Here is an 18,967-nt window from a genome sequence, read left to right as displayed (position 1 = left end):
AGCCTGCTAATCAGTCAAATGTTCGTGAAGTGTAACAGATTGGGCGCATTTGCCCTACGTTTCAACCACCGTGAAAGAAACGCGCCGGCTGTGCTTCGGGGGATAAACTCGCCGCTAAACCATTGTCTTCATTGCGGCTATTTTGCTCACCGTCGCCTTCACGCAGACGAAACTCTTCGTCCTGAGCCGTAGCCTGCTCCACCAGTTCCGGATTAATCTCGCGTTTAACTTCCACCCCCAGGCTGCGAAACGCCTCCGCCTGCGCCAGCAAATTGCCGCGCCCGGAGGAGAGTTTTTTCATCGCCTGGCGGTAGTTATCCTGCGCGCGATCGAGGCTTTGCCCCACCGAGGACATATCGTCCACAAACAGCCGCATTTTGTCGTACAGCTTGCTGGCGCGATCGGCAATCTGCTGCGCGTTACGGCTTTGGTGCTCATAGCGCCACAGGTTGGCAATGGTACGTAACGCCACCAGCAGCGTGGTGGGGCTGACCAGCATAATGTTATTTTTCAGCGCTTCGGTGATCAGCTCGGGCTGTCTGTCGAGCGCCAGCAGGAACGCAGGCTCGACCGGAATGAACATCAGCACATAATCCAGCGATCGCAGCCCCGGCAACTGCTGATAATCTTTTCTGCCAAGCAGACGGATATGGTTACGCACGGAGGCGATGTGCTCCTGCAACGCTGTTTCGCGGGTGTAGTCATCTTCCGCGTTGAAGTAGCGCTCATAGGCCACCAGCGTCATTTTGGCGTCGATAACCACATCTTTGCCCTGCGGCAGACGAACAATGACATCCGGCTGCATCCGCGAGCGCGCATCGTTCTCAATGCTGACCTGCGTTTCGTATTCGTATCCTTCGCGCAGACCAGAGGCCTCCAGCACGCGCGTCATGACCACTTCGCCCCAGTTTCCCTGCGCTTTGTTATCACCTTTCAGTGCGCGCGTCAGGTTAACCGCCTCCTGCGCCATCTGTGCATTCAGCTGCTGGAGATTACGAATTTCATGCGCCAGCGTGTGGCGCTCGCGGGCCTCCTGACCAAAGCTGTCCTGTACCTGACGGCGAAAGCCATCCAGCTGTTCACGCAGCGGCGTCAGCAGGCTGTTCAGGCTCTGGCGGTTCTGCTCATCCACGCGGCGATTGCTGTGCTCGAAAATGCGGTTCGCGAGGTTCTCAAACTGCTCGCTAAGACGCTGCTCGCTGTTGATCATCTGACGGATTTTGTCTTCGGCGTGCAGTTGGGTGGACTCAAGACGGGTGGTCACTTCCCGGAGATCGGCCTCCAGCGAGGTGTTGATATCACGCAGATTGCGCAGTTCGTTATTGAGCAGTTCGCACTCGTCGCGCCAGTGGTCACTCAGCGCAAGCTGTTGTTTCGTCGCGCTGAGTTCGGCGACGATCTCTTCGCGCTCTGCCAGTTGCTCGGCTTTCTGCTGCGCATGCTGGTAGCCGGAAATGAGCCAGCCAATCCCCACGCTCACCAGCGCAACTACCGCATAAACCAGGATTGAGATATCCACAATGCCCCCTGCATCCACGTCTAACCCGCACAAAATAGAATTGTGCTGTATGAACGTCCAGTTTGAAAGGGTTTTCCTGCGAGGCGTTACGCAAAAAAGAAAAGGCCGAGCATGTCGGCCTTTTAGCACTGAAGAGAGAATTAGATCAGGCGGCGCGCCGCTTCAACCACGATTTTCACCGCATGGCTTTCAGTCTGCTTCATGGTTTCAGCGTTCGGGATCTCCTGCTGGGTACGGTTGACGATAACGCCCGCCACCATACCGGCACGCAGACCCTGGCTTGCGCACATGGTCAGCAGCGTCGCAGATTCCATTTCGTAGTTCATGACGCCCATCGACTGCCATTCTTCCATGGAGCCTTTGAAACGGCTCACCACGCGACCAGAGAAGGTGTCGTAACGCTCCTGGCCCGGGTAGAAGGTGTCGGAAGAGGCAGTCACGCCCACGTGGGTGGTGGCGCCCACGGACTTCGCGGCTTCAACCAGCGCGGTGGTGCATTCGAAATCGGCCACTGCCGGGAATTCCATCGGTGCAAAGTGCAGGCTTGCACCGTCCAGACGCACGGATGCGGTGGTAACCAGCACGTCGCCCACGTTGATGTGCGGCTGAATGGCGCCGGTGGTGCCGATGCGCAGGAAAGTACGAATGCCCAGCTGCGCCAGCTCTTCAACGGCGATAGAGGTAGACGGGCCACCAATACCGGTAGAGCACACGATCACCGCTTTACCGTCCAGCTCTGCGCGCCAGGTGGTGAATTCGCGATGGGCTGCCAGCTTGACCGGCTTATCCATCAGCGCGGCGATCTTTTCCACACGCTCAGGATCGCCAGGGACGATAGCAAGCGTAGCCCCTTGTAAATCGTTTTTAGTGAGGCCGAGATGAAAAACATCAGACTTAGACATAGGTGACTCCTCTGTGGGTCGGTTTGTCAGAAGAAGTAAAACGGTACTTTACAGAAGCAATGTGCATTATTTCGTGACACACCTCACCATGAATGAAAATGATTGCAGTTAATTTCCATAAAATAGTGATTCACATCACATTAACAAGTTATATCGCCGGGTGCTGCACAAAAGATAGACGCTATAAGGCACTGTGGGTTGTTAACCTGGTGTCTATATTTATCTTTGCGCTAATCCATTCATTGGTACGGAGAATGCCATGACTGAAAAAACCGGTTTTGCACCTGCTGCGGCCCCGCACGCTTCAACCATCGTCTCAACCCCTGAAGAAGCCATTACCGCAGGCGAGACCTCCATTCCCTCCCAGGGGGAGAACATGCCAGCGTACCACGCGCGGCCAAAATCTGCCGATGGCCCGCTGCCCATCGTGATCGTGGTGCAGGAAATATTTGGTGTTCATGAACATATTCGCGACCTCTGCCGCCGACTGGCGCTGGAAGGTTACCTGGCCGTTGCGCCGGAACTCTATTTCCGTCAGGGCGATCCGAATGATTACAGCGACATCCCGACGCTGTTCAGCAACCTGGTCAGCAAAGTGCCGGACGCGCAGGTGCTGGCCGATCTCGACCACGTTGCCAGCTGGGCGGCGCGCAACGGTGGCGACCCGCACCGTCTGATGGTGACCGGCTTCTGCTGGGGTGGACGCATTAGCTGGCTGTATGCCGCGCACAATCCGCAACTGAAAGCCGCTGTGGCCTGGTACGGCAAACTGGTGGGTGAAAAGACCCTGAACTCGCCGAAACATCCGGTTGATATCGCCACCGATTTAAATGCCCCGGTGCTAGGGCTGTATGGCGGCCAGGATACCGGCATTCCGCTTGATACCGTCGAGACCATGCGCCACGCGCTGCGGGCGGCAAACGCGAAGGCCGAAATCGTGGTGTACCCGGATGCGGGACACGCGTTTAATGCCGATTATCGTCCGAGCTATCACGCAGAATCGGCGAAAGATGGCTGGCAAAGAATGCTGGCGTGGTTCAGCCAGTACGGCGGGAAGAAAGCGTAATACAAAAAGCCCGGTGGCGGCTGCGCCAACCGGGCAATCCAGCACCACTACGCCTGACGCAAATTCTGCGCCGCCTGCACCATGTTCGCCAGCGCCGCGCGGGTTTCAGGCCAGCCGCGGGTTTTCAGGCCGCAGTCCGGGTTTACCCACAGACGTTCCGCCGGGATGCGCCGGGCGGCTTTTCTCAGCAGCGCTTCAATCCACTCCACGCTCGGCACGTTAGGGGAGTGAATGTCATACACGCCCGGCCCGATTTCGTTCGGGTAGTCGAACTCTTCGAACGACTCCAGCAGCTCCATGTCTGAACGCGAGGTCTCGATGGTGATCACATCGGCGTCGAGCGCGGCAATGGCGTCCATGATGTCGTTAAATTCGCAGTAACACATGTGGGTGTGGATCTGCGTGTCGTCCTTCGCGACGGCCGCGTTGAGGCGGAACGCCTCCACACCCCACGTCAGATAAGCATCCCAGTCGCTGCGACGCAGCGGCAAGCCTTCACGCAGCGCCGGTTCGTCGATCTGAATGATGCCAATCCCCGCCGCTTCCAGATCCGCCACTTCATCACGCAGCGCCAGGGCGATCTGTTTGGCGATGGTTTCCCGGGATACATCTTCACGCGGGAACGACCAGCAGAGAATGGTCACCGGCCCCGTCAGCATGCCTTTTACCGGTTTGTCGGTCAGAGACTGGGCATACTTCGCCCACTCCACGGTGATCGCTTCCGGGCGGCTGACGTCGCCGATCACCACTGGCGGCTTCACGCAGCGGGAACCGTAGCTTTGCACCCAGCCGTTCTGGGTAAAGACGAATCCGTCCAGGTGTTCACCGAAGTATTCCACCATATCGTTACGCTCGGCCTCGCCGTGCACCAGCACGTCCAGACCCAGACGTTCCTGCTCGACGATTGCCTGTTTGATGTGTTCCGCAATGCCGGTGCGGTAGTGATTCGCATCCAGATTGCCCTTTTTGAAGTCCAGACGCAGGCCGCGGATCTCGGTAGTCTGCGGGAAGGAGCCGATGGTTGTGGTCGGCCACGCGGGCAGGTTAAAGCGCGCACGCTGGGCTTCGGCGCGCACTTCATACGGGCTCTGGCGCTGGCTGTCCCGGGCGGTGATGGCCGCCAGACGTTTTTCCACTGCCGGGTTATGCACGCGCGTCGAGTGACGGCGCGCCTGGATCGGAGCGCTCCAGTCGGTAATCGCTGCCGTGTCGCCGCTGTTTAGCGCGTCGCGCAGCAGAGCCAGCTCCTCACACTTTTGCAGAGCAAAGGCAAACCAGCTTTTCACCTCAGGGTCGAGTCGGGTCTCAACGCTCAGGTCGATCGGGCTGTGCAGCAGGGAACAGGAAGAGGCTACCCACAATTCACGTTTACCGACAATATCCTTAATTTGTGCATATTTCTCAGTGAGATCGGCACGCCAGACGTTACGACCATTCACCAGACCGGCAGAGAGCAGCCACTCCGCAGGCAGACGCTTGTGCAACTCTGCCACATCGTCTTTGCCGTGAACGAGATCAACGTGCAGACCCTGAACTGGCAGCGCAGTAATGGTGTCGAGGTTAGGCGTTACGCCCTCGAAATAGGTGGTCAGCAGCAGCTTCACCTGGCCCGTGAGCGCGTCATACGCCGGTTTGAAGGCATCCAGCCACGCCTGCGGCAGCTCAAGCACCAGCACCGGTTCATCGATTTGCACCCACTGAATACCGCGCTTACCCAGCTCAATCAGCACCTGCTTATAAACCGGCAGAATAGCGTTCAGCAGGCTGAGGCGGTCGAACTGCTCACCTTTCACTTTGCCCAGCCACAGGTAGCTGACCGGCCCCAGCAGCACGGGTTTCACCTGGTGACCCAGCGCCAGCGCTTCGTCCACTTCATCCAGAAGCTGGGTCCAGGTCAGTTTGAACTGCTGGCCCTTAACGAACTCCGGCACCATATAGTGATAGTTGGTGTTAAACCACTTGGTCATTTCCGCCGCTGCCGCTGGCTCACCCGTTGGCGCGCGGCCACGGCCGATGCGGAACAGGGTATCGATATCCACCGATCCATCGTTGTTCTGATGACGAGCCGGCACGTTGCCAAGCAGCAGGCTGGTGGTCAGAACATGGTCGTACCAGGCGAAATCGCCCACCGGCAGCAGGTCTACGCCCGCCTGTTTTTGCTGATCCCAGTGACGCGCGCGCAGCTCGCGTCCCACGGCCAGCAGTTCTTCGCGGGTGGCGTTACCCGCCCAGTAGCTTTCTTGCGCTTTTTTCAGCTCGCGACGCAGGCCAACGCGAGGGAAACCGAGAGTGTGAGTGCGGATTGTCATGGCATACCCCTTGTAGAAATTCGTTATTTAGACGTCCAGATGTTTACACTTCTATAATTGGCAGGTACTGTATATTCCTCAAGCGCAAAATGTTCATGCCGAAGTGAAGGACTTTCATGATCGAGATTAAACACCTGAAAACGCTACAAGCGTTGCGGAATTGCGGTTCTCTTGCGGCGGCAGCGGCCACGCTGCACCAGACTCAGTCTGCCCTTTCTCACCAGTTCAGCGATCTGGAACAACGCCTCGGCTTTCGTCTTTTTGTGCGTAAGAGCCAGCCTTTGCGCTTTACGCCGCAGGGCGAAATTTTGCTTCAGCTGGCGAACCAGGTGCTGCCGCAGATTGCCAGCGCGTTGCAGTCCTGCAACGAGCCGCAGCAGACCACCCTGCGCATCGCCATTGAGTGTCACAGCTGTATTCAGTGGCTGACCCCCGCGCTTGAGAACTTCCGCCAGAAGTGGCCGCAGGTGGAGATGGACTTCAAATCCGGCGTCACGTTTGATCCGCAGCCGTCGCTTCAGCAGGGTGAGCTGGATCTGGTGATGACCTCAGATATTCTGCCGCGCAGCGGTCTGCACTATTCGCCAATGTTTGATTTTGAGGTGCGTCTGGTGCTGGCTCCGGACCATCCGCTGGCCGCCAAAACGCGCATCACGCCGGAGGATCTGGCAACGGAGACGCTGCTGATTTACCCGGTACAGCGCAGTCGTCTGGATATCTGGCGCCATTTCCTGCAACCCGCGGGCATCAGCCCACAGCTGAAAAGCGTGGATAACACGCTGCTGTTAATTCAGATGGTGGCGGCCAGAATGGGGATTGCGGCGCTGCCGCACTGGGTGGTCGAGACGGTTGAACGCCAGGGCCTGGTGGTCACCAAAACCCTGGGGGAAGGACTGTGGAGCCGACTGTACGCCGCCGTGCGCGACGGCGAGCAGCGTCAGCCGATTACGGAAGCGTTTATTCGCTCAGCGCGGAACCACGCGTGCGACCATCTTCCGTTTGTGCGGAGCGCGGAGCGACCCAGCGGCGATGGACCCACAGCGAAGCCAGGATCACCGTTCCCCCAATAAGGAAGCTCGGCCAGTGCGGCTGCTCCTGCCAGATGGCGAGGTTCACCAGTAGCCCCGCCGGAACATGCACGTTGTTCATGATCCCCAGCGTCCCGGCGTCTACCTGCGTAGCGCCGTAGTTCCACATGAAGTACCCCAGCCCCGACGCCACCACGCCCAGCCAGACCAGAACGCTCCACTGCACGGGGGTGGTCGGCAGCTTTTGCGGATTACCGAGCAGAAACCACGCCGCTACCGCGACAATCGCCGCGCCCATATAGAACCACGCAAACGCGTTATGCTGCGGCATAGGGCGGGTCTCCATCAGGCGTTTGTAGCCCACCATGCCGATGGCGAAACTAATGTTGGCGAGCTGGACGAACATCAGCCCGGTCCAGAAGTGATCGCTCACCTTGTCATAGCGAATAATCGCCGCGCCAATCACTGCCAGCGCAGCGCTCAGCAGATATCCCCAGCGCAGGCGGCGCCTGCTGAGCAAGTCATAAATCAGCGTGATGTAGAGCGGCGTCAGCACGGTGAAGAGCAAAAATTCCGAGACGGACAGGTAAACGTAGGCCCGGAAGCTGAACAGGTACATGATGCCGAGCTGCATCGCGCCTACCAGCATGTACAGCAGAATGGTTTTTAGCGACTGCCCGCGGGTACGCAGGAACGGCAGGAACACCAGCGCCGCCAGCCCCACGCGCATCAGCACCGAGAAGTAGCTGTCGACCGATCCGGCAAGGTATTCGCCAATCAGGCTAAAGGAGAAGGCCCACAGGATAGTGGTGATAATGAGTAGCGCCACAATGCTTGTCTCTCAGAAAGAAGGAGAGGCATTGTAGCGAACTCTTTAGTTGACATCTGAACAATAAACAATCAATTGAAGATTATTCAAGGAACAGTTTGCGCAGATACTTAGGCACGGCGTTATCGCCGTTGGTGCCGATCACTTCCAGCTCCGGGTGCAGATCTTTCAGGCGCTGATGCGCGTTCTGCATGATGCAGCCTTTACCCGCCATGGAGAGCATCTCGGCATCGTTCATGCCATCGCCAAAGGCGATACAGTCTTTCAGATCAAAACCCAGCCGTTTCGCTACCGCTTCCAGCGCGTGACCTTTGGACACCCCGCCCGCCATCACTTCCAGACAGGTCAGCGTGGAGAAGCTCACGTTCACGCGGTCGCCCCAGCGGGCGTTGATCGCCTGCTCCAGCGGCAGTAACTCCTCATGATTTACACAGGTGAAGAACACCTTACTGATCCCTTCCGGCTCCAGCAGACCCGGCTCGTACAGTGAGTACTGGAATACGGCTTCCTTGAAAAAGCGCATCTCTTCCGGGCGGTGGCGGTTCATAAACCACTCGTCGTCGCGGTAAACGTTAGTGACGATATCCGGGTTGTTATGCACAATGCCGAACAAATCGGTGGCGATGTCGCGATCGAGATTGTGGGTAAAAATCAGGTTGCCGTCCGTGTCATGTACGCGCGCACCGTTGGAGGTGATCATGTACGACTTGATCTCCAGGTTATCGCGGATCTGCCCCACGTCCACGTGGTGGCGGCCAGTGGCGAAGACAAAGTTCACGCCACGGGCAGTCAGGAGTTTTAAGGTCTCTTTCGCATAAGGCGACAGGGTGTGGTCGGGGGAAAGCAGCGTGCCATCTAAATCAGATGCAACAACCTGGTACATAGGGATTTCAACCTCTGGTGGAAAACAATAATCAGTTATGCCTGTTGAAAAATTCAACAATGGCGTTGAGCGCGACTGAGCGCATAGCGTCCTTTTCAAAAAGGATCTCATGGTACGCACCGTTGATGACCAGCGGTTTACCCCCTTCACAGGGATGGCCCGCAGCGGCGCGAAGTTCACAATAGCGGTCATGCATGCGGTTATCCACCACACGCTCTTCTTCCGCCTGGATCAGGAGCGTCGGCGTGTCATCATCGCCTACGCCCGCCAGTACCTGCTCACCGGCATGAATACCTTCCCGCACCCAGTGCCAGGTGGGGCCGCCGACCCGCAGACGCGGTTCATCGGCATAAAAACGCAGGTTGCGGCGATAACGCTGCCGACTGTGGGTTAACACGTTGATGGCAAACGGCAATGCCCGCCAGCGTCCTGTTCCGATGGCATAGCCTTCTCGAATGCGCTGATGGCCCTCAGCCCAGTCGAGAAGATGGCGCACCATCCAGTCAGGAAAACGTATCACAATGCCGTACATCGGCGCGGTCAGCGCAATGGCGTCGCACTGGTGCTTATGGCGCTGCAAAAACAACGTCGAGATCGCGCCCCCCATGGAGTGGGCAAGAATATAACGCTTGCGCCACGGTCCGGGCTGCACTTCCTGCTGCCAGAACGCGGCCAGATCGTCGACGTAATCGCTGAAGTTATCCACGTGGCCGCGATGGGTATCCGGCAACATCCGGCCGGAAAGCCCCTGCCCGCGATGGTCGATAATTAACACATCAAAGCCCAGATGGAACAGGTCATACGCCAGCTCGGCATATTTGATATAGCTTTCGATGCGCCCGGGGCAGACCACAATCACCCGGTCATTTTTTTCATCACGGAAACGAACGAAGCGTACCGGGATTTCCCCGACGCCCATAAACTCATCTTCCTCACGCTGGCGCCAGAAATCGGTCAGCGGCCCCATGGAGAAAGCAGCAAATGCGTTTTCTCGTGTTTCCCAGTCCTTTTTCTGCTGAAACATTGGGTTTCCACCCCCCGTAATTCAGGGAATATCGTTTTTTTCGTCACCGGTCACAAAATGACTCAACAATAGCGTATTGTGGCATAAAAACAGACGATCCGGGAGTTTCAAATGACCTTCGAATGGTGGTTCGCCTACCTGCTGACATCCATCATCCTCAGCCTTTCACCTGGCTCGGGCGCAATCAACACCATGACCACCTCCATTAATCACGGCTATCGCGGCGCGGCGGCGTCAATCGCCGGTTTACAGACCGGGCTTGGCATTCATATTGTGCTGGTGGGGATTGGTCTGGGCACGCTGTTCTCCCGTTCGGTGCTGGCCTTCGAGGTGCTGAAATGGGCTGGCGCAGCGTATCTTATCTGGCTGGGTATTCAGCAGTGGCGCGCCGCAGGCTCGATTGACCTGAATACGCTCTCCCGGGCGCAAACGCGCGGCCACCTGTTTAAACGCGCGGTGTTCGTTAACCTGACCAATCCGAAAAGCATCGTGTTCCTCGCTGCCCTGTTCCCGCAGTTTATCGTGCCGCATCAGCCACAGGTGATGCAGTACGTGGTGCTGGGCGCGACCACCATTATTGTCGATATCATTGTGATGATTGGTTACGCGACGCTGGCGCAGCGAATTGCGGCGTGGATCAAAGGGCCTAAGCAGATGAAGGCCCTGAACAAAGTCTTTGGTTCGCTGTTTATGCTGGTTGGCGCGCTGCTTGCGTCAGCGCGTCATGCTTAGCGAGAAATGATGAGATGAATGCCGAAGCCGGCGAACAGCGCGCCGGCAAAGCCGTCGATCCACTTCGCGATGCGCTGGTAGCCGCGACGCATCGCCGGTAAGGCAAACAGGCTTGCCACAACGGTAAACCAGGCGAACGTCTCAACAACGATCAGCAGGAAGATCCCCCAGCGCGCGCCCGCGCCGACGTTATCCCCCACGAACAGCGAGAATACCGAGCCGAAGTAGATAATCGCTTTCGGGTTCGCCAGGTTGGTCAGCAGCCCTTTCACAAAGCTACGGCCGCCCGTTGCCAGCTCAACCTTTGGCTCTTCCGGCTTTTTCTCTTCTTTCTTCAGCGCCCCGCGCAGCATCTGGTAGCCCATCCAGCACAGGTACAGACCGCCGCCGACCATGATGACGTTATGCAGCCACGCCATTTTCGCCAGGATCAGGTTCAGACCGAGCAGCGCAACCGCCGCCCAGACCATGACGCCCATGGTAATACCGAGCACACCCATCATCGCCTCTTTACGGGAGCGGCTGACGGCCGTTTGCGACACGAAGAAAAAGTCAGGGCCAGGGCTCATCAGCGCAACGATGTGCACTAACGCCACGGTGAGAAATAGCATTAACATAATTAGCTCGCGGGGAAATAATACAGTGAGTCACCATCCTGGCACTTTTTCGCCCGGCTGACTACTCCTCATCATCACCATCAGCGTGGGAACGGATGAGCGCCATAAACTCTTTACCGAAGCGCTCCAGCTTGCGCGTGCCAACGCCGTTGACGCTGAGCATCTCACTGGCGCTGAGCGGCATTTGCTCGGCCATCTCGATCAGCGTCGCGTCGTTGAACACCACGTATGGCGGGATGTTCTCTTCATCCGCAATGGCTTTACGCAGCTTACGCAGCTTGGCGAACAGCTTGCGGTCGTAGTTGCCGCCGTAGGATTTTTGCATCACGCGCGGCTTCAGGGCGACGACGCGCGGAACGGCGAGCTTCAGTTCAACCTCGCCACGCAGGACCGGTCGTGCCGCTTCGGTCAGCTGAAGCGCAGAGTGCTGGGCAATGTTCTGCGTGGCAAAGCCGAGATGGATCAGCTGGCGGATGATACTCACCCAGTGCTCGTGGCTCTGGTCTTTCCCGATGCCATAAACCGGCAGCTTGTCGTGACCCATATCGCGGATGCGCTGGTTGTTAGCCCCACGCAGCACTTCAACGACGTAGCCCATCCCGAAGCGCTGGTTCACGCGTCCGATAGTCGAGAGCGCTTTGCGCGCGTCCATCAGGCCATCGTACTGCTTCGGCGGGTCGAGGCAGATATCGCAGTTGCCGCACGGCGCCTGACGCCCTTCACCAAAGTAGTTGAGCAGCACCAGACGGCGGCAGGTTTGCGCTTCGGCGAAGGCACCCATCGCGTTAAGCTTGTGGCGTTCGATATCCTGCAACTGCCCCTGCGGTTTCTCCTCGAGACAGCGGCGCAGCCACGCCATATCCGCCGGATCGTAAAACAGCATCGCTTCCGCTGGCAGGCCGTCACGCCCGGCGCGGCCGGTTTCCTGATAGTAGGATTCGATATTACGCGGAATGTCGAAATGCACCACAAAGCGCACGTTGGGCTTGTTGATCCCCATCCCGAACGCCACCGTTGCGACCACGATTTGCAGGTCGTCGCGCTGGAATTTCTCCTGCACGTCGGCGCGGATATGGTTCTCCAGCCCGGCGTGATAGGCCGCGGCGCTAAAGCCACGGTTTTGCAGACGGGCGGCGGTGTCTTCCACCTTCGCACGGCTGTTGCAGTAGATGATGCCGGACTTACCGCGCTGCTCCTGCACGTAGCGTAAGAGCTGATCCAGCGGCTTGAACTTCTCCATCAGCATATAGCGGATGTTCGGGCGGTCGAAGCTGCTGACCTGAATATACGGGTCGTTCAGCCCCAGCAGGCGAACGATGTCCTGACGCGTGGTGTCGTCTGCCGTAGCGGTAAGCGCCATAAACGGCAGTTCGGGGAAGCGCTGACGAAGCTGGCCGAGGGCGGCATATTCCGGGCGGAAATCGTGCCCCCACTGGGAGATACAGTGCGCTTCATCCACCGCCAGCAGCACCGGATTCCAGTGCGCCAGATGATCGAGGAAGTTGTCCAGCATCAGGCGTTCTGGCGCGATATACAGCAGGCGGATCTGCCCGGTGCGGCACCCGGCCATTACCTCTTGCTGTTGCTCGCGGGTCTGCGTCGAGTTCAGGCAGGCCGCCGCCACGCCGTTGGCAAGCAGCTGGTCGACCTGGTCTTTCATCAGGGAAATAAGAGGCGATACCACGACCGTCAGGCCATTAAGCACCAGCGCGGGCACCTGATAGCAGAGCGATTTACCGCCGCCGGTCGGCATGACCACCAGGCAATCGCGGCCTTCCAGCACGGTTTCAATGATGGTTTCCTGGCCGGGGCGGAACTGCTGGTAGCCAAAGGTTTCATGCAAAACCTGTTTAGCCAGCGATTCCTGATTCAATACTTCCGCCTGCGCCACGTTAACCCCATATGCCAGAAATGAAACAGGCGCTATTTTCAGCGCCTGAGAGAGAAACTTCAACGTTTAACGCAAAAACATTCGAGCAGCTTAGAAAATATCGTTCAGCATCACGCCCACACCAACGCGGGTCTGGTTGAAGTTGTAGTCGATCAGCGATTCGCCATACCCGCTATACACCTGAGTATAGAGACGAACGTGTTTCGTCACCGGGTAGCTCAGGCCCAGCTCTGCGCCGCCGTAGCCGGTATTCCAGTTGTACTGGCCTTTGGCGCTCAGCACCGCGTCACCCAGCTGATAGCCCACTTTAAGCTGATAGTAGCCCATGTATTTGGTGATATCCGGGTTGTCATCGGTGCTGCCCACCACGTACCACGGCTTCACTTCCACCATGAAATTGCCGTTCTGCGCCATCAGACGCGTATAGATGCGGTTCCAGCTGCGTGAGGTTGGGTCGGAACGCCCGTTGGAATCGTGGTTATAGCCCACCTCCACGTCTCGCAGCGTCCAGCCTGCAAACTCATAATCGGTGGCGAAACCGAGGAACAGCTGCGGTTCATAGTTGGTTTCGCGGAACGGTGAAGATTCTCCGCTGTTTGAGAGCTGCCACCATGACTTCTGCGTGTAAGACGCGCCAAGTACCGAGTTCGGCCCCAGGATGCCGCGCCAGAACGGGAAGGCGAGGCTGAGCTGGAACTTCACCTCATCTTTACGCGCATTATCAGACCAGTTATAGGAGCTTATCGCCTCTTTGTTGAGATCGCTGGTCTGGGTGTAGATCACGTAGTTTGTATCATACGGGTACAGCGTGAACGGATTGTCATGCTCCTGAAGCATATTGGCGATGATGCTGCCCTTAACGGCAGGTTTATCATGCACCTCTTTGATCGTCGCTTCCTGCGCATATGCTGTGAGGGGCAGCGCAACCGCCGCCAGTAACCAACCCAGATACGTCCGCATCGGTGGTGTTCTCCTGAAATGGTGACATTTAATGAATAGTTTTGTCCGGGCATTCTACAGACTTCTGCGATAACTTCCGCTTCCTCGTTTCTTAAAGTGGCATTCCTTTATCCTGAAGCATAAAATCAACATTTTGTTAACAACAAGGATGCCACGTCAGATGTCAGCGACACTCACCGCCGAAGAAACCTTAAAGCTCGTGGGCGAGATTTTTGTGTACCACATGCCGTTCAACCGTGCACTGGGTCTTGAGCTGGAGCGATACGAAAAAGACTTCGCTCAGCTGAGTTTCAATAATCAGCCAATGATGGTCGGTAACTGGGCGCAAAGCATTTTGCACGGCGGGGTGATTGCCTCCGCGCTGGACGTGGCGGCCGGTCTGGTGTGCGTGGGCAGCACGCTGACGCGCCATGACACCATCAACGAAGATGAGTTACGCCAGCGCCTGTCGCGCATGGGCACCATCGATTTACGCGTCGACTACCTGCGTCCGGGACGCGGAAACCGCTTCACCTGCACCAGCAGCCTGCTGCGCGCCGGGAATAAAGTTGCCGTCGCCCGCGTTGAGCTGCATAACGAAGAGCAGGTTTATATCGCCAGCGCAACCGCCACTTATATGGTGGGTTGAGACGGCAAATTCGGGTAAAATTACTTCACTTTTTTGTAACGGATTTTCCCGATGGATGCTAAACAGACGCGGCAGGGCGTTTTACTCGCCCTTGCCGCTTATTTTATTTGGGGTATCGCACCGGCGTACTTCAAACTTATCGCCTATGTCCCGGCGGACGAGATCCTCACTCACCGCGTCATCTGGTCGTTCTTCTTTATGATCGCGCTGATGAGCATCAGCCGTCAGTGGTCAGGCGTCAAAACGCTGCTAAAAACCCCTAAAAAGGTTTTCCTGCTGGCGCTCTCTGCGGTGCTGATCGGCGGCAACTGGCTGCTGTTCATCTGGGCGGTGAATAACCATCACATGCTCGAAGCCAGCCTGGGCTACTTTATTAACCCGCTGGTCAATATTTTGCTGGGGATGATTTTCCTCGGCGAGCGCTTTCGCCGGATGCAGTGGGTGGCGGTGATTCTGGCCTTCTGCGGCGTGCTGGTACAGCTGTGGACCTTCGGCTCACTGCCGGTTATCGCCCTGGGGCTGGCGTTCAGCTTTGCGTTTTACGGCCTGGTGCGTAAGAAGATTGCGGTGGAAGCGCAGACGGGAATGCTGTTTGAAACCCTGTAGCTGCTGCCGGTGGCGGCGATTTATCTCTTCGGCATCGCCGACAGCCCAACCAGCCATATGGGCAGCAACCCATGGTCGCTGAACCTGATGCTGATGGCCGCGGGCGTGGTCACGACGATCCCCCTGCTGTGCTTCACCGGCGCGGCAACGCGTCTGCGCCTCTCCACGCTGGGCTTCTTCCAGTACATTGGCCCGACGCTGATGTTCCTGCTGGCGGTGGTGTTTTACGGCGAGGTGCCGGGTGCGGATAAGATGGTGACGTTCGCCTTTATCTGGGTGGCGCTGGCGATTTTCGTTGCGGATGCGATTTATACCCAGCGCAGGGTACGCAAAGGGCTGTGATGTTGCCCTCACCCTAACCCTCTCCCACAGGGAGAGGGAATTCGATCGTAGGGCGGGTAAGCGCAGCGCCACCCGCCAGATTTTTACAGCCAGTTCTTCCGCTTAAAGTACAGGTACGGCGCCAGCCCGGCGAGGATCATAAAGATAATCGCCCCCGGGTAGCCAAAGCTCCACTTCAGTTCCGGCATAAACTCAAAGTTCATCCCGTAGCTGGACGCCACCAGCGTCGGCGGCAGGAACACCACGGACACCACCGAGAAGATCTTGATGATGCGGTTCTGCTCGATGTTGATAAAGCCCATCGCCGCCTGCATCAGGAAGTTGACCTTCTGGAACAGGGATTCGTTGTGCGGCAGCAGGGATTCGATATCGCGTAAGATCTCACGCGCCTGCTCCAGCTGACCGCCCGGCAGACGTGCCTTGCGCACCAGGAAGTTCAGCGCGCGCTGGGTATCCATCAGACACAAACGCACCTTCCAGCCGATATCTTCCAGCTCTGCCAGCGTGGACAACGCTTCGTCGTACTCATCGCCCTGATGGCCTTCCATGATCACGCGGCTCAGCTTTTCCAGGTCGCTGTAGATGTTTTCGATTTCATCCGCCAGCTGTTCGATTTTGGTTTCGAACAGATCCAGCAGCAGCTCATAGGCGTTGCCGTCCATCATCGCCTGGCTGCGGGCGCGCATACGGTAGAGACGAAACGCAGGCAGTTCGCGCTCGCGCAGGGTGAACAGGCGGCCATCGCGGATGGTAAACGCCACGGTAGAGTTCCCCGCGTGGTCTTCGGCATCTTCGAAAAAGAAGAAGGAGTGAATGTGCAGGCCGTCTTCGTCTTCAAAAAAACGGGCGGATGCTTCGATGTCTTCCAGTTCCGGGCGTGTCGCCAGGCTTTGCCCCAGTTCAGATTGTACGCGAAGGCGCTCATCGTCGTCCGGCTCGACCAGATCCACCCATACGGCATCAATGAGGGGCTGTGACTCTTCGGCTTCAAGCCGAGTCAGTCGGTTATTTTCGAGTTGAAATGCGCTCAACATGACCGGGACTCCCAATGCAAAAAATATCGGACAGTTCGGTGGGCACACAGAAACAAATTGGGTTTCAGACCATTAAACAGCCTGACTCAGCGCGACGGGAATGATGCAGTCGCTGACAACCACTAAGGCCATCAGCAAGAGGAGATAGCCTTAGGAGTTGTTCCTGGATGACAGGGAATTGAGCCAGTATCTACTGGGTGTGTCCAAGGCGAATGTCCTCTTAGCGTAATCGTGCGCGCATGTTACGCCAGCAATAACTGTGGCGTCAACACGCAACGGAACGCTGAAGGGCATTAATTGACCTTCAACGTATAAGGCTAGCAGATTATTACAAAATAGTGATATTTTTCTGAAAGTTACACACTTTCCAGCTTGGCATAGGCTGCCACCAGCCATTTGATCCCCTGCCCCTGGAACGCTACCTGCAAACGGCTGTGCTCGCCGCTGCCTTCCAGGTTGACGATGGTGCCTTCGCCAAACTTCGAGTGGCGCACGCGCTGGCCCAGCTTGTAACCGGTGTCGGTTTCAGAGATCGGCGAGCCCATACGCTGATGGCTGACCGGACGGCTGATGCTGGCGCGCAGGCGCACCTCTTCCACGCACTCTTCCGGCAGTTCGCCGATAAAGCGCGACGGACGGTGATACACCTCTTTCCCGTACAGGCGGCGGGTTTCTGCGTAGGTCAGGGTCAGTTTCTGCATCGCACGGGTCACGCCCACGTAGGCCAGACGACGCTCCTCTTCCAGACGCCCGCCTTCATCCAGCGACATCTGGCTCGGGAACATCCCCTCTTCCATCCCGACGATGAACACCTGCGGGAACTCCAGACCTTTCGCGGAGTGCAGGGTCATCAGCTGAACCGCATCCTGCCAGGTATCGGCCTGCCCTTCACCCGCCTCCAGCGCGGCGTGAGAGAGGAATGCCTGCAACGGCATCAGGTCTTCGTCTTCTTCGTTGTAGCTGAACTGGCGCGTTGCCGTCACCAGTTCCTCTAAGTTCTCAATACGGGTCTGGCCCTTCTCGCCTTTTTCCTGCTCGTACATGGTGCGCAGGCCGGAATCTTTTATCACCCGGTCGGTCTGGACGTGCAGCGGCATGTCGGCCGTTTCCTGCGCCAGCGCGTCGATTAACTCCAGGAAGCGCTGCAATGCGCTGGCGGCGCGCCCGGCGAGGGCTTTTTCCTGTAACAGCTCGCGGCACGCCTGCCACAACGTGAGCTGACGATCGCGCGAGGCCTGACGCACCACGTCCAGCGTACGATCGCCGATGCCGCGCGTCGGCGTGTTCACCACGCGCTCAAACGCCGCATCGTCGTTACGGTTGGCAATCAGACGCAAATACGAGAGCGCATCTTTGATCTCCTGACGTTCGAAGAAGCGCATACCGCCATAAATGCGGTACGGCATGCTCACCTGCAACAGCGCCTCTTCCAGCACGCGCGACTGGGCGTTGCTGCGATAGAGAATGGCACACTGCTCCAGCGCGCCGCCGTTCTCCTGCCAGGTTTTAATGCGGTTCACCACGAAGCGGGCTTCGTCGAGCTCGTTGAAGGCGCAGTAAATCGAAATCGGTTCGCCGTCTACGCCATCGGTCCACAGCTTTTTACCCAGGCGCCCGTTGTTGTTCTCAATCAGGGCGTTGGCCGCGCTCAGAATGTTGCTGGTAGAACGGTAATTCTGCTCCAGACGGATGGTTTGCGCGCCGGGGAAATCGTTGAGGAAGCGCTGGATGTTCTCCACCTGCGCGCCGCGCCAGCCGTAGATAGACTGGTCGTCATCGCCTACGATCATCACCTTGCCGGTATCCCCGGCCAGCAGGCGGATCCAGGCGTACTGGATGTTGTTGGTATCCTGGAATTCGTCCACCAGGATGTTGGTAAAGCGTTCACGGTAGTGTTGCAGGATATGCGGTTTGTTCAGCCACAGCTCGTGGGCGCGCAGCAGCAGCTCGGCGAAATCCACCAGACCGGCGCGATCGCACGCTTCCTGATAGGCCTTGTAGACGTTCTGCCAGGTCTGCTCGACCGGGTTACCGAAGCTCTGAATATGATGCGGACGCAGCCCTTCGTCTTTCTGACCGTTGATGTACCACATCGCCTGACGCGGCGGCCACTGCTTCTCGTCGAGATTCATCGCCTTGATCAGGCGTTTCAGCAAGCGCAGCTGATCTTCGCTGTCGAGGATCTGGAAATCCTGCGGCAGGTTAGCGTCCATATGGTGCGCGCGCAGCAGGCGGTGCGCCAGGCCGTGGAAGGTGCCAACCCACATGCCGCCCTGGCTGGTGCCCATCAGCTGTGCGATACGGTGGCGCATCTCCGCCGCTGCCTTGTTGGTGAACGTCACGGCCATAATCGAGTACGGCGAGCAGTTCTCCACGCTCTGTAGCCAGGCGATACGGTGAACCAGCACGCGCGTCTTACCACTGCCCGCTCCAGCCAGTACCAGCAGGTTTGTACGCGAGGCGGCAACCGCGTCACGCTGTTTATCATTAAGGCTGTCGAGCAGGTAAGAAACGTCCATTGGCACCGTCACGTCATGGCGGGCAGGCAAATGTTTCCATTCGCCAAAACCCTGTTAATTTATACAGAACAATTGATG

At 57.6% G+C, this 18,967-nt stretch carries 16 protein-coding genes and 1 pseudogene; 5 read left to right on the top strand and 12 right to left on the bottom strand.

Annotated elements, in window-relative coordinates:
- Positions 1-61: 61 nt before the first annotated feature.
- Together rmuC and udp are read right to left on the bottom strand one after the other, a co-directional pair.
- Complete coding sequence (rmuC, locus tag ACNQ0W_RS04920) at positions 62-1,519, bottom strand: DNA recombination protein RmuC (RefSeq protein ID WP_023315189.1); 1,458 nt, start codon at positions 1,517-1,519, stop codon at positions 62-64.
- 140 nt (positions 1,520-1,659) lie between these two features.
- A complete protein-coding gene (gene udp / locus ACNQ0W_RS04915) occupies positions 1,660-2,421 on the bottom strand; it encodes a uridine phosphorylase (RefSeq protein WP_003860792.1) in 762 nt (253 codons plus the stop codon).
- Positions 2,422-2,680: 259 nt separating this feature from the next.
- Here udp and ACNQ0W_RS04910 point away from each other — a divergent pair, with 259 nt between their 5' ends.
- Complete coding sequence (locus ACNQ0W_RS04910; protein ID WP_003860793.1) at positions 2,681-3,487, top strand: dienelactone hydrolase family protein; 807 nt, start codon at positions 2,681-2,683, stop codon at positions 3,485-3,487.
- Between the two features lie 47 nt (positions 3,488-3,534).
- Here ACNQ0W_RS04910 and metE read toward each other — a convergent pair whose 3' ends face one another.
- Entirely contained in the window at positions 3,535-5,796 is a 2,262-nt protein-coding gene (gene metE, locus ACNQ0W_RS04905) for a 5-methyltetrahydropteroyltriglutamate--homocysteine S-methyltransferase (RefSeq protein ID WP_062933146.1), read from the bottom strand.
- Positions 5,797-5,912: 116 nt separating this feature from the next.
- Between metE and metR the strand changes: the two genes are divergently transcribed.
- The gene (metR, locus tag ACNQ0W_RS04900) at positions 5,913-6,866 is read left to right on the top strand and encodes an HTH-type transcriptional regulator MetR (protein ID WP_045333508.1); all 954 of its coding nucleotides are present in this window, start codon (positions 5,913-5,915) and stop codon (positions 6,864-6,866) included.
- Here the strand turns inward: metR and ACNQ0W_RS04895 are convergent.
- From ACNQ0W_RS04895 to pldB, 3 genes are all read right to left on the bottom strand, one after another.
- Positions 6,754-7,653, bottom strand: a complete 900-nt coding sequence (locus ACNQ0W_RS04895) for a carboxylate/amino acid/amine transporter (protein WP_062933145.1) — start codon at positions 7,651-7,653, stop codon at positions 6,754-6,756. The genes metR and ACNQ0W_RS04895 overlap by 113 nt on opposite strands.
- 82 nt (positions 7,654-7,735) lie before the next feature.
- Complete coding sequence (gene yigL / locus ACNQ0W_RS04890) at positions 7,736-8,536, bottom strand: sugar/pyridoxal phosphate phosphatase YigL (protein WP_015570001.1); 801 nt, start codon at positions 8,534-8,536, stop codon at positions 7,736-7,738.
- A gap of 31 nt (positions 8,537-8,567) precedes the next feature.
- Entirely contained in the window at positions 8,568-9,560 is a 993-nt protein-coding gene (gene pldB / locus ACNQ0W_RS04885) for a lysophospholipase L2 (protein ID WP_015570002.1), read from the bottom strand.
- Positions 9,561-9,671: 111 nt separating this feature from the next.
- Here pldB and rhtB point away from each other — a divergent pair, with 111 nt between their 5' ends.
- On the top strand, positions 9,672-10,292 hold the full coding sequence (gene rhtB, locus ACNQ0W_RS04880) for a homoserine/homoserine lactone efflux protein (RefSeq protein WP_062933144.1): 621 nt from the start codon (positions 9,672-9,674) through the stop codon (positions 10,290-10,292).
- Here rhtB and rhtC read toward each other — a convergent pair.
- The 3 genes from rhtC to pldA all read right to left on the bottom strand — a co-directional run bounded on the left by rhtC (position 10,289) and on the right by pldA (position 13,760).
- Positions 10,289-10,909: a threonine export protein RhtC gene (gene rhtC / locus ACNQ0W_RS04875; protein WP_062933143.1), complete on the bottom strand. Its 621-nt coding sequence runs from the start codon at positions 10,907-10,909 to the stop codon at positions 10,289-10,291. The genes rhtB and rhtC overlap by 4 nt on opposite strands.
- A gap of 61 nt (positions 10,910-10,970) precedes the next feature.
- Complete coding sequence (gene recQ, locus ACNQ0W_RS04870) at positions 10,971-12,800, bottom strand: ATP-dependent DNA helicase RecQ (RefSeq protein WP_032646811.1); 1,830 nt, start codon at positions 12,798-12,800, stop codon at positions 10,971-10,973.
- A gap of 90 nt (positions 12,801-12,890) precedes the next feature.
- On the bottom strand, positions 12,891-13,760 hold the full coding sequence (pldA, locus tag ACNQ0W_RS04865) for a phospholipase A (RefSeq protein ID WP_003860803.1): 870 nt from the start codon (positions 13,758-13,760) through the stop codon (positions 12,891-12,893).
- Positions 13,761-13,920: 160 nt separating this feature from the next.
- Here pldA and yigI point away from each other — a divergent pair, with 160 nt between their 5' ends.
- Positions 13,921-14,388, top strand: coding sequence for an acyl-CoA thioesterase YigI (yigI, locus tag ACNQ0W_RS04860; RefSeq protein WP_006812366.1), 468 nt, complete (start codon positions 13,921-13,923; stop codon positions 14,386-14,388).
- A gap of 51 nt (positions 14,389-14,439) precedes the next feature.
- Positions 14,440-15,336, top strand: a pseudogene (gene rarD, locus ACNQ0W_RS04855) (EamA family transporter RarD).
- Between the two features lie 83 nt (positions 15,337-15,419).
- On the opposite strand, the gene corA reads toward rarD, so the two are convergent.
- The 3 genes from corA to uvrD all read right to left on the bottom strand — a co-directional run bounded on the left by corA (position 15,420) and on the right by uvrD (position 18,889).
- Entirely contained in the window at positions 15,420-16,370 is a 951-nt protein-coding gene (corA, locus tag ACNQ0W_RS04850) for a magnesium/cobalt transporter CorA (RefSeq protein WP_003860807.1), read from the bottom strand.
- Between the two features lie 150 nt (positions 16,371-16,520).
- Entirely contained in the window at positions 16,521-16,577 is a 57-nt protein-coding gene (gene ysgD, locus ACNQ0W_RS04845) for a YsgD/CorL family protein (RefSeq protein ID WP_212743980.1), read from the bottom strand.
- 149 nt (positions 16,578-16,726) lie between these two features.
- A complete protein-coding gene (gene uvrD / locus ACNQ0W_RS04840; protein ID WP_017383586.1) occupies positions 16,727-18,889 on the bottom strand; it encodes a DNA helicase II in 2,163 nt (720 codons plus the stop codon).
- Positions 18,890-18,967: the final 78 nt, after the last annotated feature.

This window comes from Enterobacter cloacae complex sp. 6730903 (assembly GCF_048283985.1).
Lineage (GTDB): Bacteria > Pseudomonadota > Gammaproteobacteria > Enterobacterales > Enterobacteriaceae > Enterobacter > Enterobacter hormaechei_C.
The sequence above is the reverse complement of the archived record's forward strand: the minus strand, read 5'-3'. Positions and strand labels throughout refer to the sequence as shown.